General features: G+C 61.3%; 22 protein-coding genes. 13 read left to right on the forward strand and 9 right to left on the reverse strand.

Annotated elements, in window-relative coordinates:
* The first annotated feature begins 139 nt into the window (after positions 1-139).
* The gene (locus AB4N47_RS13075) at positions 140-970 is read left to right on the forward strand and encodes an alpha/beta fold hydrolase (RefSeq protein ID WP_460154566.1); all 831 of its coding nucleotides are present in this window, start codon (positions 140-142) and stop codon (positions 968-970) included.
* A 170-nt stretch (positions 971-1,140) separates the two neighbouring features.
* On the opposite strand, the gene AB4N47_RS13080 is transcribed toward AB4N47_RS13075, so the two are convergent.
* Positions 1,141-1,533, reverse strand: coding sequence for a GFA family protein (locus AB4N47_RS13080; protein WP_341637861.1), 393 nt, complete (start codon positions 1,531-1,533; stop codon positions 1,141-1,143).
* A gap of 167 nt (positions 1,534-1,700) precedes the next feature.
* Between AB4N47_RS13080 and AB4N47_RS13085 the strand changes: the two genes are divergently transcribed.
* On the forward strand, positions 1,701-2,534 hold the full coding sequence (locus AB4N47_RS13085) for an AraC family transcriptional regulator (RefSeq protein WP_341637862.1): 834 nt from the start codon (positions 1,701-1,703) through the stop codon (positions 2,532-2,534).
* Positions 2,535-2,678: 144 nt separating this feature from the next.
* Here AB4N47_RS13085 and AB4N47_RS13090 read toward each other — a convergent pair whose 3' ends face one another.
* The 4 genes from AB4N47_RS13090 to AB4N47_RS13105 form a co-directional block, all read right to left on the reverse strand.
* On the reverse strand, positions 2,679-3,266 hold the full coding sequence (locus tag AB4N47_RS13090) for a LysE family translocator (protein WP_122750638.1): 588 nt from the start codon (positions 3,264-3,266) through the stop codon (positions 2,679-2,681).
* A 220-nt stretch (positions 3,267-3,486) separates the two neighbouring features.
* Positions 3,487-5,724, reverse strand: a complete 2,238-nt coding sequence (locus tag AB4N47_RS13095; RefSeq protein WP_341637863.1) for an ATP-binding protein — start codon at positions 5,722-5,724, stop codon at positions 3,487-3,489.
* A complete protein-coding gene (locus AB4N47_RS13100) occupies positions 5,721-6,326 on the reverse strand; it encodes a biliverdin-producing heme oxygenase (RefSeq protein WP_016774141.1) in 606 nt (201 codons plus the stop codon). The genes AB4N47_RS13095 and AB4N47_RS13100 overlap by 4 nt, the downstream gene beginning before the upstream one ends.
* Positions 6,327-6,520: 194 nt before the next feature.
* Complete coding sequence (locus AB4N47_RS13105; RefSeq protein ID WP_071171834.1) at positions 6,521-6,796, reverse strand: hypothetical protein; 276 nt, start codon at positions 6,794-6,796, stop codon at positions 6,521-6,523.
* Between the two features lie 161 nt (positions 6,797-6,957).
* On the opposite strand from AB4N47_RS13105, the gene AB4N47_RS13110 reads away from it, so the two are divergent.
* On the forward strand, positions 6,958-8,076 hold the full coding sequence (locus AB4N47_RS13110) for a carboxylate-amine ligase (protein ID WP_341637864.1): 1,119 nt from the start codon (positions 6,958-6,960) through the stop codon (positions 8,074-8,076).
* On the opposite strand, the gene AB4N47_RS13115 is transcribed toward AB4N47_RS13110, so the two are convergent.
* Positions 8,058-8,489, reverse strand: a complete 432-nt coding sequence (locus AB4N47_RS13115) for a VOC family protein (RefSeq protein WP_341637865.1) — start codon at positions 8,487-8,489, stop codon at positions 8,058-8,060. The two genes, AB4N47_RS13110 and AB4N47_RS13115, sit on opposite strands and share 19 nt — an antisense overlap.
* A 109-nt stretch (positions 8,490-8,598) precedes the next feature.
* Here AB4N47_RS13115 and AB4N47_RS13120 point away from each other — a divergent pair, with 109 nt between their 5' ends.
* Entirely contained in the window at positions 8,599-9,681 is a 1,083-nt protein-coding gene (locus AB4N47_RS13120; protein WP_341637866.1) for a bifunctional transcriptional activator/DNA repair enzyme AdaA, read from the forward strand.
* A 58-nt stretch (positions 9,682-9,739) separates the two neighbouring features.
* Positions 9,740-10,357, forward strand: a complete 618-nt coding sequence (locus AB4N47_RS13125) for a DNA-3-methyladenine glycosylase family protein (RefSeq protein WP_341637867.1) — start codon at positions 9,740-9,742, stop codon at positions 10,355-10,357.
* Positions 10,358-10,401: 44 nt separating this feature from the next.
* On the opposite strand, the gene AB4N47_RS13130 is transcribed toward AB4N47_RS13125, so the two are convergent.
* On the reverse strand, positions 10,402-11,337 hold the full coding sequence (locus tag AB4N47_RS13130) for a LysR substrate-binding domain-containing protein (RefSeq protein WP_460154567.1): 936 nt from the start codon (positions 11,335-11,337) through the stop codon (positions 10,402-10,404).
* A gap of 296 nt (positions 11,338-11,633) precedes the next feature.
* On the opposite strand from AB4N47_RS13130, the gene AB4N47_RS13135 reads away from it, so the two are divergent.
* Genes AB4N47_RS13135 through AB4N47_RS13145 form a run of 3 tightly spaced genes read left to right on the forward strand, consistent with a single transcriptional unit; the run spans position 11,634 to position 14,215 of the window.
* Positions 11,634-12,332 carry a CoA transferase subunit A gene (locus AB4N47_RS13135; protein WP_016774135.1) on the forward strand — a complete coding sequence of 233 codons (699 nt, stop codon included), beginning with the start codon at positions 11,634-11,636 and terminating at the stop codon, positions 12,330-12,332.
* Between the two features lie 24 nt (positions 12,333-12,356).
* On the forward strand, positions 12,357-13,022 hold the full coding sequence (locus AB4N47_RS13140) for a CoA transferase subunit B (RefSeq protein ID WP_016774134.1): 666 nt from the start codon (positions 12,357-12,359) through the stop codon (positions 13,020-13,022).
* Between the two features lie 11 nt (positions 13,023-13,033).
* A complete protein-coding gene (locus AB4N47_RS13145; protein ID WP_460154568.1) occupies positions 13,034-14,215 on the forward strand; it encodes an acetyl-CoA C-acetyltransferase in 1,182 nt (393 codons plus the stop codon).
* Between the two features lie 219 nt (positions 14,216-14,434).
* On the opposite strand, the gene cobF is transcribed toward AB4N47_RS13145, so the two are convergent.
* Both cobF and AB4N47_RS13155 read right to left on the reverse strand, forming a co-directional pair.
* Positions 14,435-15,190, reverse strand: coding sequence for a precorrin-6A synthase (deacetylating) (gene cobF, locus AB4N47_RS13150; RefSeq protein WP_341637870.1), 756 nt, complete (start codon positions 15,188-15,190; stop codon positions 14,435-14,437).
* Positions 15,190-15,759 carry a histidine phosphatase family protein gene (locus AB4N47_RS13155; protein WP_341637871.1) on the reverse strand — a complete coding sequence of 190 codons (570 nt, stop codon included), beginning with the start codon at positions 15,757-15,759 and terminating at the stop codon, positions 15,190-15,192. The genes cobF and AB4N47_RS13155 overlap by 1 nt, the downstream gene beginning before the upstream one ends.
* 318 nt (positions 15,760-16,077) lie before the next feature.
* Here AB4N47_RS13155 and AB4N47_RS13160 point away from each other — a divergent pair, with 318 nt between their 5' ends.
* From AB4N47_RS13160 to AB4N47_RS13180, 5 genes are read left to right on the forward strand one after another with little or no spacing between them, the layout of a single operon-like run.
* On the forward strand, positions 16,078-16,932 hold the full coding sequence (locus tag AB4N47_RS13160) for a MurR/RpiR family transcriptional regulator (RefSeq protein WP_341637872.1): 855 nt from the start codon (positions 16,078-16,080) through the stop codon (positions 16,930-16,932).
* A 2-nt stretch (positions 16,933-16,934) separates the two neighbouring features.
* A complete protein-coding gene (locus AB4N47_RS13165) occupies positions 16,935-17,579 on the forward strand; it encodes a cysteine hydrolase family protein (protein WP_341637873.1) in 645 nt (214 codons plus the stop codon).
* Positions 17,576-18,907 (forward strand): type I glutamate--ammonia ligase, encoded by a 1,332-nt coding sequence (locus AB4N47_RS13170; RefSeq protein WP_341637874.1) that lies wholly within the window; start codon positions 17,576-17,578, stop codon positions 18,905-18,907. Before AB4N47_RS13165 ends, AB4N47_RS13170 begins: the two co-directional genes overlap by 4 nt.
* Positions 18,891-19,643 carry an N-formylglutamate amidohydrolase gene (locus AB4N47_RS13175; RefSeq protein ID WP_341637875.1) on the forward strand — a complete coding sequence of 251 codons (753 nt, stop codon included), beginning with the start codon at positions 18,891-18,893 and terminating at the stop codon, positions 19,641-19,643. The genes AB4N47_RS13170 and AB4N47_RS13175 overlap by 17 nt, the downstream gene beginning before the upstream one ends.
* A 54-nt stretch (positions 19,644-19,697) precedes the next feature.
* On the forward strand, positions 19,698-21,047 hold the full coding sequence (locus AB4N47_RS13180; RefSeq protein ID WP_341637876.1) for an APC family permease: 1,350 nt from the start codon (positions 19,698-19,700) through the stop codon (positions 21,045-21,047).
* Positions 21,048-21,108 lie beyond the last annotated feature (61 nt).

A 21,108-nucleotide genomic window follows, 5' to 3' on the forward strand; every position in this document is an offset into this window, starting at 1 on the left:
GCCAGACGTTGTGACCAGCGGTCATGCAGACCCCGGCATTGCTCCTACAGTTGATAACGGCTCGCACCGAGTCGTCGTACCTCTGCGCAAACGGTCCGCGTACATCGCGGTTGTCCATCACAGGTCAGGAGTAACGAATATGGGCTTTGTCACCACTCAAGACGGCGTCGATATCTTCTACAAGGACTGGGGCCCGCGCGACGCGCCGGTGATCCACTTCCACCACGGCTGGCCGCTCAGTTCCGATGACTGGGATGCGCAGATGCTGTTCTTTCTCGCGCAGGGCTTTCGGGTGATTGCCCATGATCGACGTGGACACGGGCGCTCCAGCCAGGTCTGGGATGGCCACGACATGGACCATTACGCCGACGACGTGCTGGCGGTGGTCAATCATCTGGGTACGAGCAACGTGGTGCATGTCGGCCATTCCACCGGCGGCGGCGAAGTGATCCATTACATCGCCCGGCATGGCCAGGACAAGGTCAGCAAAGCGGTGTTGATCAGCGCCGTGCCACCGCTGATGGTGCAGACCGAAAGCAACCCGGGCGGTTTGCCGAAATCGGTGTTCGATGGTTTTCAAGCGCAGTTGGCGGCGAATCGCGCGCAGTTTTATCGCGATGTGCCGAGCGCACCTTTCTACGGCTACAACCGCCTGGGCGCCGAGCCGGCTGAAGGAATCATCGCCAACTGGTGGCGCCAGGGCATGATCGGCGGCGCCAAGGCGCATTACGACGGCATCGTCGCGTTCTCGCAGACCGACTTCACCGAAGACCTGAAAAAAGTCACCGTGCCGGTGCTGGTCATGCACGGCGAGGATGACCAGATCGTGCCTTACGCCAACTCCGCACCGTTATCGGCGAAACTGCTGCCCAACGGCACACTGAAGTCGTATCCCGGCTTCCCGCATGGCATGCCGACGACGCAGGCTGAAACCATCAATGCGGATTTGTTGGCGTTTGTTCGCGGGTAACAGAACTGAGGGTGTACCCATAGCAGCGGATACCACAAAAGAAATTGTGGGGAGCGAGCCTGCTCGCGAAAGCGTTCGTTCAGCCACTTGCATGTTGACTGACCCAACGCCTTCGCGAGCAGGCTCGCTCCCACAGAAATCACAGGCGTGCTGAAAGTTGAATCAATCCCCTACCCCTCTGCCCGCCCTTTGCCTTCACGATCACCACGGTAATGCCTGGCCAGCGGAAAATCCGGCAACCACGATTCACGCCGCACAATCCAGCTCTCATAGGTCGGCTTCAACTGATTCGGCGCATCCAGCGCGCCGAGGTTCACCTCGACCTCATCAGCACTGCGATTGAACACCGACGAACCACAGCGCGGGCAAAAGTGCCGCCCTTGATACTCATGGGTTTCACCGCTGATGGTCACCGCGTCCTCAGGAAATATCGCCGAAGCATGAAACAGCGCGCCGTGAACCTTGCGACAGTCCAGGCAATGGCACAATCCAACCCGGTAAGGCTCGCCAGAGGCTTGAAAACGCACATCGCCGCACAGGCATCCGCCGGTAAATGCAGTCATGGTTCAGCTCCATCGCGCTCGTGGTGTCACGCCCCCAGAGCCTATAACAGTCGGCGCTGCAATGCAGACGATGTTTCAGATGAAAGAACTCAATGTTGCCGCACTGCAACGGGCATTCGCCGGCCAGAGCTAATACACTCGGACGCTGACCTGCCGGGACGATCACGATGAAACACGCCGCTGCGAAAAATCCCGAGAAAGCCCCGCGCTTCTGGCGCGACGACGCCCTGCCCTTCATCGAAGCGCGGGCGATCGCGGATGGGCGTGAAGTCTGTTATGCGCGGCATTCCCATGCGCACTTTTCCATCGGCGCAATCACCGCCGGGCGCAGCACCTATGTGCATGAGCAGGCGCAGTATGAGGTGGCGGCCGGCACCGTGGTGCTGATGAATCCCGGCGATGTGCATGCCTGCAATCCGATCGATGATCAGCCGTGGTCGTATGTGATGTTATATGTCGAAACGCCGTGGCTGACGGATTTGCAGCATCAATTGGGGTTTGCCGGGGAGCTGGAATTTCGCCGATTTTCCGACACGCATCTGACTGATGCCGAGCTGTTCGGCAAATTGATTGGGTTGTATGAGGTGTTGGTTGACGATCAGTTGGAGGCGCTGGCGAAACAGAGCGCGGCGGTGGAGTTTTTCGGTGATTTGCAATTGCGTCTGAACCCGGCCGATCAGCCGCTACGTGAGCCGAATTTCAAGCTGGAACGCGCCGCTGATTTCATCCGTGAACATTGCACCGAATTGCTCAGCCTCGAGGCGATTTGCGCGGCGGCGCAGCTGTCGCCGTCGTACCTGATTCGCGCATTCAAGCAGCGTTACGGGATGACGCCCCATGCCTTTGTCGTCAACCAGCGCATCCAGTTCGCCCGCGAGCGTTTGCGTAGTGGCCAGTTGATTGCCGATGTGGCACTGGAAGCCGGGTTTGCCGATCAGGCGCATTTTCAACGGGCGTTCAAGCAACATCTGGCGGCGACGCCGGGGCAGTATCGGGGCTGACTTCATACTCAAAGTTGAACACTGCCCCCCTTTTGGGAGCGAGCCTGCTCGCGAACGCGGTGTGTCATTCAACACTTCACTGACTGATCCACCGCATTCGCGAGCAGGCTCGCTCCCACAGGGGTTTTGTAATTGACCTGTGAATCAAGTGAACAGCAAATAAAGCGCACTCACCGCCAGCAACAACGCCATCAACCGATTGAACCAGCGCATCCCCGCCGCATTGCTCAGATACCCGCGCAAGAACGTCCCGGCATACGCCCAGCAGCCCACCGACAGATAGCAGATCACCAGATACACCGCCGCAAACTGCCAGACCAGCCGCGCCTCGCCGTCGGCGACAAACGCGCCCATCCCGGCCACGCATGCCAGCCAGGCCTTGGGGTTGAGCCATTGCATCACCGCGCCATAGAGCATCGACGGCGCGCGGCCGGACTCGCTGGTGTTCAGTTGGCCGTCATCACTGGCCAGTTTCCAGGCCATGAACAACAGAAACGCCACCCCGGCCCATTGCACCACGCGGGTCATGAATGGCCACAGTTGCAACACCTCATGCAGGCCCAGCCCCATCAGCACCAGCAACAGCACAAACCCCAACGTCGCCCCGGCCACGTGCCGCTGGCTGGCACGAAAACCGTACTGCGCGCCTGAACTCAAGGCGACGATATTGACCGGCCCCGGCGTGATGGATGCGGCGAGGGCAAACGCCGCCATGGAAAGAATCAGACTCATTGCACACCTGCTTCAAACGAGGAACGAGGTGGCTACGGTAGCGAGCGGGGGATTTGCGGTATTGAAGAAAATGACCCTGAGGCTCCAAATCTGATCGTTCCCACGCTCTGCGTGGGAATGCAGCCCGGGACGCTCTGCGTTCCATTCAGAGCCGAACGCAGAGCGTCCGTAGAGGCATTCCCACGCAGAGCGTGGGAACGATCGAAACCTACAGGGCCACTCAGGCCAGGCGCGGCACGGTGAAGCGGAATTCGCTGCCCTGCCCCGGCTCGCTCTCGGCGACGATCTGGCCGCCATGGGCTTCGACGATGCCTTGAGTGATGTACAAACCCAGGCCAGTGCCGGTCGGGTTGCCTTCCTTTATCGTCCAGTAACGATCGAACACATGCGGCAAGTGCTCCTTGGGAATGCCTTCGCCACTGTCACGCACGATAAACACGATCTCGTCGCCCACCGATTTGGCGTGCACGCCCACGGTGCCCATGCGCGGGGTGAACTTGATGGCGTTGCCCACCAGGTTCGACAGCACCTGAAACAGCCGCTCGGGGTCAGCGTGGATGCGCAGGTCAGGATCGGCCTGGAAGGAAATGCTGATGTCCTTGTCATGGGCCAGAGGCGACAGCAACGCTTGGGCCTCTTCAAAGATGTGCCCGACCTCCAGCGCCTGCGGGGTGATCGAGTAACGCCCGGCATCGATTTTCGAGGTATCGAGCAGGTCTTCCAGCAGCGTGTTCATCCGCGCCGTGGCCTGCTGCATGGTGTCGATTGCCGTGGAGATACGCCGCGAAGTGTGCGCGCCTTCCGAGCTGAAGGCTTTCTGCATCATGCCGCAGAGCATGGAAATCACCGTCATCGGGTTGCGCAGGTCGTGGGAAACCACCGCCACCAGATCATCGCGCGCCTGCACAGCCGCCTGCTCGCGACGTACCTGACGGGCCAGATCGTTTTCCAGCGCCGAACGGCGCAGGTCATTGGCGGCGAACCGGTCACCGTGGCTCCACTTGGTGGAGATCCCGGCCATCTCGACCTTCCAGATCTCGAACGAGGTGCGCGGACGCAAGCGCATCCCGGCGTCGGAGTTTTCCAGATCCAGCGGCTTGCGCGGGTCGCCGCTCCAGTTGATGTTTTCCTTCACTTCCGGACGGAACCACAGCACGCCGTTGTCCACCGGTTTCGGCAGGCTCATGGCAAGCACACCACTGGCCACCGACTGATACTGCGCCGCCGGCGGGTAAACGCTGGACAGGTGATGGCTGGCGAACACCGGCTCGCCGCGCGCCTGCAACCACTTGTGCAGCGCGCGAATTTCTTCCGGTTCAGGGCAGTTGCCGTAACGGTGCAACTGCTTGTCTTCGATGATCGCGATGCCGCCGGCATTGACCAGAGCCATCAATGTTGCAGGCTGCTGGGCGAGGCCGTCGAAGACGTTTTGCGGCGAATCGACCATCGCCTGATTGAGCCGCGCCAGCGCTTCGACCTTCTCTTCACGCTGGCGGGTCAGTTCAAGGGTTTCCATGGCACTGATCTGCAACGACAGGACTTGGCCGATGGTCTGGCAAGCCATGCGCAATTCATGCGGCACGTGCAGCGGCTGGCGATTGCCGCAGCTGATCAGACCCCAGAGCTTGTCGCCCTTGAGCAGGGAAATGCTCATCGACGACAGCACGCCCATGTTCTTCATGTACTGACAGTGAATCGGCGAGACGCTGCGCAGCGTGGCGAAACTGAGGTCCAGCGGCGTCTGCGTGTCCGGGCGCAATTTCGGCACCAGTGGCACCGGCTGATAATCGGCGTTGGGGATGATCCGCAGCCAATTGGTGCGGTACAGCTCGCGCGCCTGCTCGGGAATGTCCGAAGCCGGGAAGAACAGGCCGTTGAACACTTCCATCGATGGGTCGGACGCTTCGGCGATGACCTGACCGTGGCCCTCCTCCTCGAAACGATAGATCAGCACCCGGTCGTAACCGGTCATCGCCTGGATTTCCTTGACGCTGATGTCGTACAGGGCCTGCAGCGTGGTCGCCGCTTGCAGGCGCTGGAGCATGCGGCCCAGGTGGGTATTGACCCCGGCGACGTTGCGCGGCTGGAAATTCTTCACGTGAATTTCCAGTTCGAGAATCAGCACGCCCTGATGGCGGTGCAGCAAACCTTCGAATTCAGTGTCGTTAAGCTCGAAACGCAGGGGCGCCGCCTCGGAGAACGTCGCCTGTTGCAAGGCTTGCAGCACTTGCGCGGTGTGTTCAGCGCCGATCAGGCTGTGCAGCGGCTGGCCGATCAAGGATTCGGGCGCGCGGGCCAACAGGGTTGCAACGTTGGCGCTGACCTGAATGATCTGCAGCGCAGGCTCGGTCAGGGTCAGCAGCAGACCATGGGGCTGGATCGCGCCGGGAAAGCGGATCGGCTCGTCGGCACAGTTGGCCAGCAGTTCTTCAAAGGCTTGTTGGTCTTGCGGGTTCATGCCAGTACCTCCTGGCGCTCGAGCCACTGCTCGAAACAGCTGAATGTGATTTGTGCTGCGCTGACCACGGCCGCGCGTTCGCTGGCCGCCATGGGCCGGTTGCTCAGGTATTCGATGAACTCGCGCCAGCGCCGCCCGGTGGCCGCGCCGTAGACATCGAGGAAAGCAGCGCCATTGTCGGCGTCCAGATTCAGCCGCGCGGCGATCTCGCGACGCAGGATCTGCCCGCCGAGGGTCGCGCCTTCGAGCACGTACAAAACACCGAGACTGGCGGCGCTGGAGTCAATGACTGGCAGATCTTCACACAGCGGCAAATCATCAGCGGTTGCCCCCAGTGCGCGCAGGTCGGCGCGCAGGGTGTCAGCCTTCAGACGAGGCAGCAGATTGAAATCGTCCGGGACCGCGCCACTGGCGAGCAAAGCCTGTTCGAGCGGCTGATAGAACCCGTAATAGGCCTGCATCAAGCGCTCGAAAGCGGGGGTATCGAGGGTGTCGGAGAAAAAAGGAAGGCGTTTTTCCAGTGCGATGTGCAGTTCGGCTGTGCCGGCCCGCAGATCTTGCAGCACCGGTGGCACATAAACCTCACGGGCCTTTGCTTGCATGTAGATCGCTCTTGGTGGGACCCGGCAGGGGCCATTCTGGGTGGGCTCGACGTGGGGGGAATTTATCACGCCACGCAACTTTTTCTGCCTGCCGAAGCGTTTTTTCTGTCGAACTGCGACCCTATGACAGGTTCAGAGTGGCGCCGGATCAGAAAAGTTCGACCGACGCCATTATCCTGCCACTGCTGACCACCTCAATCAGCGCCGTCGTTCTGCACCGATGGATCGCCGTTGGCCGGTACGCTGCTGTCGACAACGGGTTTCGAAGGATTGTTTTTTTCGGCCCCGGGATAACCGGGCAGACCGCGAGTATCGTCCGGCGTCATGACATCCTCGTTGTCACGGCTGACGTCCCAGTCGGTGGTGGCGTTGGGGTCTTCATCGCGCCCGGCCGTGCCGATGGCGAAGCCGTCGTCGTTGGGATTGACGGTTTGGTTAAGCGCTTTGTCGTTGCTGGATGGGTTGCTCATGTGTGCCTCCAGAACACGTTGATCGGACTTGTTTGGAAACGCCCTGGCCGCTCAAGTGCAATGGACAAGACCAACGGTGCATTCGCGGGGCACTGGTCGCCCGGCGTGAACCACCGCAACGGCGCACGGTTCTCAAGAGAAACACTTGCTCGAGCACTGTCATGAGCCACCCGCGATTCGGCATTGAGGAAGAGTACTTTCTCACTGACCTGCAGAGCCTGCGCATGATCGGCAGTCCGCCGCCACAGGCCATCGAGGCTTGCCGGGCGGCGCTGGGTGTGTGGTTTGCCACGGAGATGTTTCAAGGCCAGATCGAGGTGGCTTCGCCGGTATTCAGCGATTTCGAACACGCCAGTGATTTTCTGCGTGGCAGCCGTCAGGCCTTGCGCGCGGCCCTGGAGCCATTTGCTCTGGGCATGCTCAGCGCCGGCAGTCATCCGCTGGCCGACTGGCGCGAGCAGGTTCCGACCAACGAGGAACATTTCCAGTATCTGTTCGAACGCTACGGCCATGTCGCCCGCCGCAGCGTGCTGTCGGGCCTGCATGTGCACGTCGAGGTGGCAGAGCCGCTGGATCGCATTGCGGTGATGAACGAAGTGCTGCCCTGGACGCCGCTGCTGTTGGCGCTGAGTTGTTCGTCGCCGATCTGGGATGGCGCAGCCAGCGGTTTCATGAGCTATCGGCAGACCGCGTGTGACGAGTGGCCACGCATGGGCATCCCGCCGCTGTTTGCCGATCAGCGCCATTACGACGAGCACTTGGCGTTTCTCACGCGCATCGGCGCGATCAGCCAGCCCGGCGAGTGCTGGTGGGGCGTGCGCCCGGCGGCGCGTTTTCCGACCCTGGAACTGCGCATGACTGACGCTTGCCCTCGGGTCGACGATGCGCTGACCCTGGCGGCGTTTTTCCGCGTATTGGTGGCCCATGCCAGTGCGCAGCGGCGGCCCGGTTTGCTGTACGACCAGACCGCGCGTTCGATGCTGGAGGAAAATCGCTGGCGGGCCAAACATCAGGGGATTCATGCGCGCTTTTTGGTCGAAGGCATCGACGGCGACTGTTCGCTCGCGCAATGGCTGGAACTGGCCGAGCAGCGTTTTGCCGAAACGGCACAGGTATTGGGCGCGGCGCAGTTGTTCGAGCGTGCCCGGGCGATCATCGACAGCGGCACCAGCGCCGATCGGCAACTGGCGCTGTTCAATCTGGCGTCTGAACAAGCGCAAAACGGCCGTTCGGCCCTCGGGCAAGTGGCCGAGCAGCTGCTTCAGGAAACCGCTGGCTGATCGCTCTCGGACAGGCCTTTGAGTTCGACCTGATTGCCGTCCGGGTCGAAACAGTACAGCGACAAGCCGTAACCCTCGGCGCCGAAACGCCTGGCGGCTTTCTCCACGGTCAGACCGAGCGATTGCAGGTGAGCGATGAGCGCGGCTTCGTCGAACGGTTCGATGCGCAGGCAGAAGTGGTCGACATTGCGTCGCTGCGCCTGCGCCGCGCCACCGCCCTTGCGCCCGAGTTCGCCGTGCAAGTCGACCAGATCGATCATCGACGTGCCAGCGCGCAAATGCACCAGCCCCAGCGGCTGGTTGTGCCTGACCACTTCGGCGCCGAACACCCTGGCGTAGAAATCGATGCTGCGTTGCAGGTCGGCGACGCGCAGGACGATATGATCGATGTGCTGAATGGAAAACGGATGCATGGGTTGGCTTCCTTGAAAGCGGCGGCCCGCTCATTGTGCGGCACCGGCAAAAAAATTCACTGTCGATTTTTCGGTGGAGCCATCGACAAAGCGGATTTACTCTCAGGCCATGAACATACCAGCCGCTGTCCTGCCGCCCCACGCCGAAATGGTTCGCGCCATGCTCGAACGCGACACTGCCTATGAAGGCGTGTTCTTCACCGCCGTAAAAACCACCGGGATCTTTTGCCGTCCCAGTTGCACGGCGCGCAAGCCGAAACCGGAGAACGTCGAATTCTTCGCCCACGCCGACGAGTGCCTGTGCGCCGGTTACCGCGCCTGCCTGCGCTGCAAACCGCTGGACGCAGCGGCCATCGCCCCGGACTGGGTGCAGCGCCTGCTCAATGCGGTGGACGCCGATCCCGAACGGCGCTGGAGTGACGCGCAATTGCTCGCCGAGGGCATCGAACCGCTGAAACTGCGACGCTGGTTCAAGCAGCACTTCGGTATGACTTTCCACGCTTGGCTGCGCACACGGCGCCTCGGCATGGCCCTGGGCGGGATCAGGCAAGGCACTTCTATCGATCACGCCGCGTTCGACTCCGGCTACGAGTCGCTCAGCGGTTTTCGCGATGCGTTTCAGAAGTCCTTCCACATCACCCCGGGCCGCGCGGCCAATAGTGAGCCGTTGCTGTTCACCCGCCTGACCACGCCGCTGGGGCCGATGATCGCCATGGCTGAGCAGCGTGGGCTGGTGTTGTTGGAGTTTCTCGATCGACCGGCGCTGACCCGTGAAGTCGAAGCGCTGCAAAACCGTTACGGCTACGCGATTGCACCGGGGCATAACGCCCACTTGCAGCAGATCGAGGTGCAACTGGCGGATTACTTTGCTGGCAAACTGACTCAGTTCAGCGTGCCGCTGCACCTGCCCGGCAGCACTTTCGCCCGTGAGGTGTGGGCGGCGCTGCTGCAAATTCCCTATGGCCACACCAGCACGTACGGCGCCATCGCGGCAGGCCTGGGCAAACCCGGCGCCAGCCGTGCCGTCGGCCTGGCCAACGGGCACAATCGCCTGTCGATCGTGGTCCCGTGCCACCGAGTGATCGGCGCAGACGGCTCGCTGACCGGTTATGGTGGCGGACAACCGCGCAAGGCGTTCCTGCTCAGGCTGGAAAATGGCGCGCTGCAAATGACTCAACAATTGGCTTTTTGAGCCATGCGATCCAACGCGCAAACAGGGATTTCGATGAGTACGTCCGTATCACCGCAACATGGCTGACACGTATGAGATGGCCAGCGCTTTTCTGGCCGCGATAGACACTGACTGGCAGCGCCATGTCAGCGCCGTCGGCCCGTGCCTGCATCAGCCACATCCGGCGCGCGATCCCTATGAATCGCTGGTCCGGGCGATTGCCTATCAGCAACTGCACGCCAAGGCCGGCGATGCGATCCTTGGGCGTTTGGTGGAGTTGTTTCCGGGGCAGGCGTTTCCGCGTCCGCAGCAGATTCTGGCTACCGAGGTCGAGCAACTGCGCGCTTGCGGATTTTCCGCCAGCAAGATCGCGACGATCCAAGGGATTGCCCAGGCGACGCTGGACGGCGTGGTGCCGGATTACCCGACTGCACGGGCGATGGGCGATGAAACCCTGATCGAACGCCTGACCAGCCTGCGCGGTGTCGGCCGCTGGACCGTGGAGATGCTGCTGATCTACAGCCTCGAACGCATGGATATCCTGCCGGCGGATGATTTTGGCGTGCGCGAGGGTTATCGGCGCCTGAAGGGACTGGAGGTGCAGCCGACGCGCAAACAGATGATCGAGATTGGCCAGGCGTGGACGCCTTATCGGACGGTCGCGGCCTGGTATCTGTGGCGCGTGGCCAAGGTTTAGACCGCGTTAGCGTTCTTCGCGAGCAGGCTCGCTGCCACACTGAATCAGCGTTCGGCGCTCTGTTTCCGCGCTCCTGGGGTGAGGGGGAAATCGAACTTGCGCTGCAAATCTTCAGCCTTGAGAATCTCGAACAACGCCTGCGCCGCCGCCGACAGCTCATTGCCCGGCTCGGTCAACACGCCAATCGCCCGTTCGACAGAATCATTCAAGGTCAGGCAATGCGCACCGAGCTCGCGCATCTGCCCCGCGCACAATGCCGGCACCGCGCTGACCCCAAGCCCGCTGGCAACCATTCGCCCGACGGTCGCCAATTGATGACTTTCGAACTCCACCGGCAACTTCATCCCGCGCGCCTGCAAATGCTCTTCGAGCATGACCCGCACGGTCGATGGCCGCTGCAGGGTGATGAATGGTTGCTCCATCAAGGTCTGCCAATCGATATCGGCGCGACCGGCCAGCGCTGAATCCGCCGGTACTACGGCGACAAAGCGATCGACATACAAAGGTGTGAATGTCATCGACGTGCTCTGCATCGGCGCGAACGCCACACCGAGTTCGACCTGACGATCGCGGACCATTTCCAGCACTTGCTCGTTGATCACGTCGTTGACCGTCACGTTGACGTTCGGATAACGCGCGCGGAAGCTCTTGAGAATCGGCGGCAGCAGATTGCCGGCAAATGACGGCATCGCCGCCAGCGTCACGCGTCCGCGTTGCAGGCTGAAACGCTGGCGCATCTCGTCTTCGGCGTTGTCCCAATCGGCGATCAAGCGGCGCGCCAGCGGCAGCAGGGACTCGCCTTCCGGGGTCAGCGCGACATTACGCGTGTTGCGGCTGAACAGGCGCCCGCCCAGGCCCTCTTCCAGCGCTTTGATGGTCAGGCTGAGCGCCGATTGCGACAGGTGCAGACGCTCGCAGGCAACAGCAAAACTGAGGCTGTGAGCCACGGCGAGAAAGGCCCGGATCTGTTTGATGGTCATGGTCGCTTTGCTCCAGTTGCAAGCTGCAAGCGTCAAGCTGCAAGCCGTGATGCGATGGCCCTGATCGTTCCCACGCTCCTGCGTGGGAATGCAGCCCGAGACGCTCCGCGTCACTGGACGCGGAGCGTCCCTGGAGGCATTCCCACGCGGAGCGTGGGAACGATCATCGCCGAACGCGTATTAGTGAGCTTTATCAATCAATCAACCGTAAAAATCAACTTAACAAATATATTCCGCAGAGAGACACTCCAGTCATTCGGCTAGCCAGCCGCCCGCAAATAATAAAAGAGGTGCCTATGGCAGGTTTTGACAAGCGTGTGTATTCCTACGAGGAAGCGATGGCCGGGCTGGAAGACGGTATGACCGTTATCGCCGGCGGCTTTGGTCTGTGCGGCATTCCGGAAAACCTGATCGCCGAGATCAAGCGCAAGGGCACGCGTGACCTCACCGTCGTTTCCAACAACTGCGGCGTTGATGGTTTCGGCCTTGGCGTGCTGCTCACCGACCGCCAGATCAGCAAAGTCATCGCCTCGTACGTCGGCGAAAACAAGCTGTTCGAAGAACAACTGCTCAAGGGCGAGATCGAAGTCATCCTTACCCCGCAAGGCACCCTCGCCGAAAAAATGCGCGCGGGCGGCGCCGGCATTCCGGCGTTCTTCACCGCCACTGGCGTTGGCACCCCGGTTGCTGAAGGCAAGGAAGTCCGTGAGTTCAAGGGGCGCAAATACCTGATGGAAGAGTCCATCACCGGCGACTTCGCCATCGTCAAAGGCTGGAAGGCCGACCATTTCGGTAACGTCGTTTACCGTCACACCGCGCAGAATTTCAACCCGCTGGCCGCGACCGCCGGCAAGATCACGGTGGTCGAAGTCGAGGAAATCGTCGAGCCCGGCGAACTCGACCCGACGCAGATCCACACCCCGGGCATCTACGTCGACCGGGTCATTTGCGGCACGTTCGAAAAACGCATCGAACAGCGCACCATCCGCAAATAATTCAGGCCTACGGAGAACAACAACATGGCACTTACCCGCGAACAAATGGCTCAACGCGTCGCCCGCGAAATGCAGGACGGCTACTACGTCAACCTCGGCATCGGCATTCCGACCCTGGTCGCCAACTACATCCCCGAAGGCATGGAAGTCATGCTGCAATCGGAAAACGGCCTGCTCGGCATGGGCCCGTTCCCGACCGAAGAAACCATCGATGCCGACATGATCAACGCCGGTAAACAAACGGTGACGGCACGGATCGGCGCGTCGATCTTCAATTCCGCCGAGTCCTTCGCAATGATCCGTGGCGGCCACGTCGACCTGACCGTCCTTGGTGCATTTGAAGTCGACGTTGAAGGCAACATCGCTTCGTGGATGATCCCCGGCAAACTGGTCAAGGGCATGGGCGGCGCGATGGATCTGGTGGCCGGCGCCGACAACATCATTGTCATCATGACCCACGCGTCCAAGGACGGTGAGTCCAAGCTGCTGGCCAAGTGCAGCCTGCCGCTGACCGGTGCCGGCTGCATCAAGCGCGTGCTGACCGACCTCGCCTATCTGGAAATCGAAAATGGCGCTTTTGTCCTCAAGGAACGCGCACCTGGCGTCAGCGTCGAGGAAATCGTCGCCAAAACCGCTGGTAAACTGATCGTCCCGGATCACGTACCGGAAATGCAGTTCGCTGCCCAGTGAGGAATTCGCACATGCAAGACGTCGTCATTGTTGCCGCCACGCGTACCGCGATCGGCAGTTTTCAGGGCTCCCTGGCCAATGTATCCGCTGTAGACCTGGGCGCGGCGGTGATCCGCCAGTTGCTCGAGCAGACCGGTCTGGACGGGGCGCAGGTCGATGAAGTGATCATGGGCCAGGTGCTCACCGCTGGCGCCGGGCAGAACCCGGCACGTCAGGCCGCGATCAAGGCTGGCCTGCCCCATGCCGTACCGGCCATGACCCTGAACAAGGTTTGCGGTTCGGGCCTCAAGGCTCTGCACCTGGGCGCGCAAGCGATCCGTTGCGGCGACGCCGAGGTGATCATCGCTGGCGGTCAGGAGAACATGAGCCTGTCCAACTACATCATGCCGGGCGCGCGCACCGGTCTGCGCATGGGCCACACGCAAATCGTCGACACCATGATCAGCGATGGCCTGTGGGATGCGTTCAACGATTACCACATGGGCATCACTGCCGAGAATCTGGTCGACAAGTACGAGATCAGCCGCGAACAGCAGGACGCCTTTGCTGCCGCGTCTCAGCAGAAAGCCGCCGCCGCGATCGAGGCCGGGCGCTTAGTGGATGAAATCACGCCGATCCTGATCCCGCAGCGCAAAGGCGATCCGGTGGCGTTCAAGATCGACGAGCAGCCACGCGGCGATACCAGCGCAGAATCCCTGGCGAAACTGCGTCCGGCGTTCAAAAAGGACGGCAGCGTCACCGCTGGCAACGCCTCGTCGCTGAACGACGGTGCCGCCGCCGTGATTCTGATGAGTGCCGAGAAAGCCAAAGCGCTGGGCCTGCCGGTTCTGGCCAGGATTGCCGCCTACGCCAACGCTGGCGTCGACCCGGCGATCATGGGTATCGGCCCGGTATCGGCGACCCGCCGCTGCCTGGACAAGGCCGGCTGGAACATCGACCAGCTCGACCTGATTGAAGCCAACGAAGCGTTCGCTGCGCAATCGCTGGCCGTGGCCAAGGACCTGCAATGGGATCTGGACAAGGTCAACGTCAACGGCGGCGCCATTGCCCTCGGCCACCCGATCGGCGCATCAGGTTGCCGCGTGCTGGTGACATTGCTGCACGAAATGCTCAAGCGCGATGCCAAGAAAGGTCTGGCGACCTTGTGCATCGGCGGCGGTCAGGGCGTGGCTTTGGCGCTGGAACGCGGCTGATACGGAGTTCAAGGTTGACGGCGGATCCACGACATCCGCTGTTGGCTGGCAACAAAAAACCCGGTGCGATTTGCGTTGCATCGGGTTTCTTTTTGCCTGTCCCAAATCGGCGGTGAATGTTCTGGCCCCTTCGCGAGCAGGCTCGCTCCCACCGGGAAATGCATTCCAGAATGTGGGAGCGAGCCTGCTCGCGAAAGCGCTTGTTCAGGCGCCAACCACTCAAGGCTTGCGCAATAGATAGGTATCCATAATCCACCCATGCTCCGCCCGCGCCGCTTTGCGCACCCGTTCGATCTCATCGGCGATATCCGCCAGCCGACCGCTGAGCAGAATCTCATCCGACGTGCCCAGGTAAGCGCCCCAGAAAATCTCGGTCTGCCGATCCGCCACCCGCTGGTACGAATCCTCGGCATCGAGCATCACCACCAGACTGTCCGATTCACTCACCTGCCCCGCCGCCAATCGCCGGCCTGTGGTGATTTCTACTGAGCGACCAATCGTGTTCAAAGGTATTTTGTGCTGCGCGGCCAGGGCCTGAACGCTGGTGATCCCGGGGATGACCTCATATTCGAATTCACAGCGGCCTGATGCCTGAATCGCCTGAAGAATCCGCAATGTGCTGTCGTATAACGCCGGATCGCCCCAGATCAGGAATCCGCCGCATTGGCCGTCGGACAATTCTTCATTGATCAGCCGTTCGAAGGTCTGCTGCTTGGCGCGGTTCAGTGCATCGACGCTCGCCGTGTAGTCGACATCGCCGCGCTCGCGCTCCGGACTGCTGGCTTCGACAAAGCGATAAGCGTGGTCGGTGACGTAGCGCTCGCAGATCTCCCGGCGCAGGTCGATCAGTGTCTGCTTGCTCTGGCCTTTATCCAGCAGAAAGAACACATCGACCCGATTCAGCGCTTTCACCGCCTGCATGGTGATGTAGTCCGGATTGCCGGCGCCAATGCCGATGACCAGCAGCTGTTTCATCAGAATTCCTCTTCAAGGGCCATGCCCGGCAAGCGTAGCCGCCAGAGGCCATTGAAGCGCAAGTCGATCATCGCCAGCGGTTCGATGTCGATTGCGTGGAACGCCGCGCCCTGCAGCACCTGCATCAGCGCCGCGCGCATGACGAACGGATGAGTCACCGCCACGACATGCCCAGGCGTTGCAGCGATTGTGTCCAGCCACTTTGCCACCCGCTGCGTCAGTTGCCTGACTGATTCGCCGCCATGGGGTGCCGCTTCAGGATCGGCCAGCCAGGCTTGCAACGCCTGGTTTTCATTGGCTTGCAGATCCTTGATCGATTGGCCGCGCCAGCGTCCCCAATCGCAATCGCGCAGGGCTTGATCAATCTGCGCATCGACGCCAAACCATGCCGCCGTCTGCTGAGTTCTCAACTCCGGGGCACACACCAGCCGCCGTGTTACCGCCAATCGCGCCCTGAACGCGTCGGACGGAACAGCCAGATTTTCAACAGGCTCGTCCGTAGGAAAACGCGCCAGTTTCTGTGCGATGGTTCGCGCATGGCAAATCAGTGTCAAACGGCTACTTGGCACAAGCAGGTTCTCGGTCGAAAGATAAAACAAACGATGGCACACAGCTGATACGCGTCGCATTGTGCCGTAAAACCTCGGCGTTCAGGGTTGTCAGCGGCCAGTCGCTGAGCTTGGGATAGGCAATGTCTGACACAGCAATCGGCAAAGGACTACAACAGCGCGTTACTTCGACGTAGCCCTTATTACACGGGCACCTTGCACACTTTTGGTGCTCGGAAAACCTGTACAAAAATTCGCTAGACATGTAGCACACATTACATAAATACTCTTTTAACGGATTGTGAAACGAATTCGACACCCCATCCAGCAGGAGCCCGGATGCCCCCTCTCAGAGACCTGATCACCGATCCCGGCCTGGACCTGACGCCGTCGGAGCGCAAAGTCGTTCGCGCCCTGCTTGATCAGTATCCGCGCAACGGTCTCGGGCCTATGGCGCGACTGGCCGAACATGCCGGCGTCAGCGATCCGACCATCGTGCGCCTGGTGAAAAAGCTCGGTTTCGGCGGTTATGCCGAATTCCAGGAAGCCCTGCTCAGCGACATGGACCATCGCCTGCGTTCACCGCGCACCTTGTTGCAGCCGCGCTCGCAGCAGAACAAGGACGATGCCTGGGCGCATTACCTGGCGGACAGCCAGCGTTTGCTGATAGACACTCACGCCCTGACCCAGCCTGAGGACGTGCGCATCCTCGTGGAATGGCTGCTCGACAGCCGCCATCAGGTCTACTGTTTCGGTGGCCGCTTCAGCATTCTGCTGGCCAATTACCTGCTCAACCACTTGCGCCTGCTGCGTCCCGGCTGTTTCGCTCTGGAAGACAACGCCCTGCTGCCCGACCGTTTGTACGATCTGCAACGTCAGGACGTGGTGCTGGTGTTCGACTACCGGCGCTATCAGACCCAAGCTTTGCGCGTTGCGCAGGCGGCGAAGAACAACAACGCGCGGGTGGTGCTGTTCACCGATGTCTACGCCTCGCCGCTGCGCGAATTGGCCGACCTGATCATCAGCGCACCGGTGGAATCGGCATCGCCGTTCGACACCATGGTACCGGCGCTGGCGCAGGTCGAGGCGTTGATTGCCTGCCTGACCTTGCGCGTGCCGGACCCGGCCGATCGCCTGGAAGGCATCGATGCCCTGCGCAACGATTTTGCGACTCACCTGCTGGAGGACAAATAAGGATGTTCAGCCTTCCCCACCGCTCGCCTCGGGACCTGCCGTTTGCGACCGACCACACCGCTTTGTTGCTGGTGGACATGCAGCGCGCCTGGCTCGAACCGCAATTCGACCCACACCTGCGCGAGGCGGATGCCGAGTATTTTCTCCAGCGCACGCGCAGCCAAGTGGTGCCCAACCAACAGCGTCTGCTTGGCGCCTTTCGTCAGGCGCAGCAAAACGTGCTGCACACGATCATCGAAAGCCTGACCGCCGACGGTCGCGACCGCTCGCTGGATCACAAACTGTCTGACATGCACTTGCCCAAGGGCAGCGTGCAGGCTCAGGTCATCGCTGAGCTGACCCCGACCGAAAACGAAATCGTGCTGCCGAAGACCTCCTCCGGGGTGTTCAATTCAACCAATATTGATTACGTGTTGCGCAATCTGCAGATCCGCCATCTGATCATCGCCGGTATTGTCACCGACCAATGCGTCGACATGGCTGTGCGCGACGCCGCCGACCGTGGCTATCTGGTCACGCTGGTGGAGGATGCCTGCGCCACTTACACAGTTGAACGCCATCACGCCTGCCTCAACGCGATCAAGGGTTACTGCTGGATCACCGACACCGACACCGTGCTCGGGCGTTTGCAGGAGATGCAGCCATGAGCCCGCGCCTGACGCCTTTACCGATGACCACGCTGGTGACAACTGACCTGATCGGCATCACCCGGGGCCGCTCGTTTCCCAGCGATGAGCTGGAGCACTACCAGGCAGCGGGTTGCGGCTGGGTCCCGGCCAACAGCGCGTTGACGCCGCAAGACATCATCGCTTCGAGCAATCCCTGGGGCGCGTACGGCGACCTGCGGCTGATTCCCGATCTGAGCAGCCGCGTCACTGTCGGCAGCGGCCCGGACGCCAATGCGCCGGTGCTGGATTTCATCCACGCCGATATTCGCGAGACCGACGGCCAGGCATGGGGCGCCTGCCCGCGCACATTGCTGCGCGATGAAATCGAGCGCTATCACGATGAGCTGGGGTTGCAGGTCAACGCCGCCTTCGAACATGAATTCAACCTGCACGCAGGCATTTCCGAACACGCGGCGTTCTCTCTCGAGGCGCAGCGCCAAGGCGCCGAATTCGGCGGCTGGCTGCTCAGCGCCCTGCGCGCCGGCGGCATCGAGCCGGAAATGTTTCTGCCGGAATACGGCAAGCATCAATACGAAATCACCTGCCGCCCGACGCTTGGCGTGGCGGCGGCGGATCGCGCGGTCAACGTGCGCGAAATCACCCGGGAAATCGCCCGGCAAATGGGCCTGGATCTGAGTTTTGCGCCGAAGACCGCCGCCGAGGCGGTGTGCAACGGTGTCCATCTGCACGTCAGCCTGCTCGATCTGGCCGGCCAGCCGATGCTCTACGACGCCGGCACCAGCAACGGCCTGTCGAGCATCGGTCAGCACTGGGCTGCCGGAGTCCTGCATTTTCTGCCGGCGCTGTGCGCGTTCACCGCGCCGACGCCGCTGTCGTACCAGCGTTTGCAGCCGCACCACTGGAGCGCGTCCTATGCGTGTCTGGGGCAGCAGAACCGTGAAGCGGCGCTGCGCATCTGCCCGACCGTGACCTTGGGCGGCAAGTCCGCCGCGCAGCAGTTCAACCTGGAATTCCGCGCCATGGACGCTACCGCCTCGCCGCATCTGGCCATGGCTGCGCTGCTGATTGCCGGGCGGCTGGGCATCGAACAGCGTCTGGCGCTGAACGCGGTTACCGATGAAATTCCCGATTCACTCAACGACGAGCAACGCAAGGCCCGGGGCATCGTCGCCCTGCCCGCCTCGCTGGCCCAGGCGCTGGATTGCCTGCGTGACAGTGCAGCCTTCAACGAATGGCTGCCCAAGCCGTTGCTCGACACTTATTACGCCCTGAAAACCGAGGAACTGGCGCTGACGGAACAGCTCTCGCCCGCTGACTTGTGTGAGCACTATGCACGCCTGTACTGAATCCGCTGAGCTGGGGTTGTATACCCGCCCGGTCTACAACCTGAGCCGCGAGGACTCGACGAATCCGTTGATCCTCGTGTGCGAACACGCCAGTCGCTACATCCCCGACGCCCTGAACAATCTGGGCCTGGACGAGGCGGCCGCGCGCGAACATATCGCCTGGGACATCGGCGCGTTGCAACTGGCCGAACAGTTGTCGGAACAGCTCGGCGCTACGTTGCTCAGCGCCAATTACTCACGGCTGCTGATCGACCTCAACCGCCCGCGCCATGCCCCGGACAGCATCCCGCTGCAGAGTGAGATCTACCCGATACCTGGCAATCGCGAGCTGGATGAGGCGACCCGCGAGTACCGGCGCCAGACGTTGTTCAAACCGTTTCATGCGCGCTTGCAGACCTTGATCGACGAGCGTATTGCCAAAGGTCTGCCGGTGCGTGTGGTCGGTATTCACAGTTTCACCCCGGTGTATTACGGCCAGCCGCGACCACTGGAAGTCGGCGTGTTGTTCGGCCAGGCCCAAGACTATGCTCAGCGCCTGCTCGACGGGTTGCAAGCGCAGCCGCTGAAAGTCGCGGGCAACCAGCCGTACAAAATTGATCCCTTGGGCGACATGACCGTGCCGGTGCACGGTGATGCCAGGGGCCTTGAGGCGGTACTGATCGAGGTGCGCAATGATCTGCTGCGCAGTTCCGAAGCGGTTTCGCGCTGGGCAGGTTACCTCGCACCTTTGCTGTAAATGACGGACCGATAAAACATAATCCGACCGATGGCTGACAAGGAGTTGCGCTTCATGGAAATTGAAGAATTCGGCTACAAGCAAGAGTTGAAACGTAGCCTGACGCTGACCGATCTGGTGGTGTACGGGATGATCTTCATGATCCCCATCGCCCCGTTCGGTGTGTATGGCTACGTCAACGCCGAAGCACCGGGGATGGTGCCGCTGGCGTACATCATCGGCATGGTGGCAATGCTGTTCACCGCGCTGAGTTACGGCAGCATGGCCAAGGCCTTTCCGGTTGCCGGTTCCGTATATTCCTACGCCCAGCGCGGCCTCAATCAACATGTCGGTTTCATCGCTGGCTGGCTGATGCTGCTCGATTACCTGCTGATTCCACCGCTGCTGTACCTGTATTCGGCGATGGCGCTCAACCATTTGTACCCGGATATTCCCAAGGTCGGCTTCATTCTGGCGTTTCTGGTCAGCGCGACGTTCGTCAACCTGCGCGGCATCACCTTCACCGCGCGGATGAACATGCTGTTCCTGCTGGCACAACTGGTGGTGCTGGGCATCTTCCTGTTCTACGCCTGGAACGCGTTGCACAACGGCGGCGGTAATGGCGAGCTGACGCTGGCGCCGCTGTATCACCCGGAAACCTTCAACTTCGCCCTGCTGATGCAAGCGGTGTCGATCGCCGTGCTGTCGTTCCTCGGCTTCGACGCGATCTCCACCCTCGCCGAAGAAATCAAGGAAGATCCGGGCCGCAGTGTCGGCAAGGCAGCGCTGATCACTCTGGCAGTGATGGGCACGATTTTCGTCGTACAAACGTGGATCGCCACCGATCTGGCAGCGGGCATGGGTTTCAAATCCGCCGACACCGCGTTTTATGAAATTGCCGAAATCGCCGCCGGCAGCTGGCTGGCGACCCTGACCGCCGTCGCCACGGCGCTGGCCTGGGGCGTCGCCGTGGCAATCACCTCGCAGGCCGCCGTGTCGCGGCTGCTGTTCGGCATGGCCCGCGACGGCAAGCTGCCGAAGGTGCTGGCCAAGGTCCACCCGAAATACAACACGCCGTACCTGAGCATTTATCTGGTGGCGGTGTTGTCGCTGCTGATCTGCTACCTGTTCATCGACGCGGTCGACATCCTCACCTCGCTGATCAACTTCGGCGCCCTCAGCGGTTTCATGCTCCTGCACCTGACGGTGATCAACCACTACTGGCGTCGGCAGAAGTCGGGACAGGTTGTGCGCCATCTGCTCTGCCCGGTGATCGGCTTCATCATCGTCGCCGCCATCATGTACAACATGGGCGTCGATGCGCAGAAACTCGGCCTGATCTGGATTGCCCTGGGCCTGGTGTACCTGTTCTTCCTCAACAAGCTCGGCGCCAGCACAGCGCTGCCCGATCCGAGCAAAGGCTGACAAGAAAAAGAGCGGCGTCTGACAACAAATCAGGCGACCGCCGATTCAACGCGTGGAAACC

It is taken from the genome of Pseudomonas sp. S3_G06, from assembly GCF_054667565.1.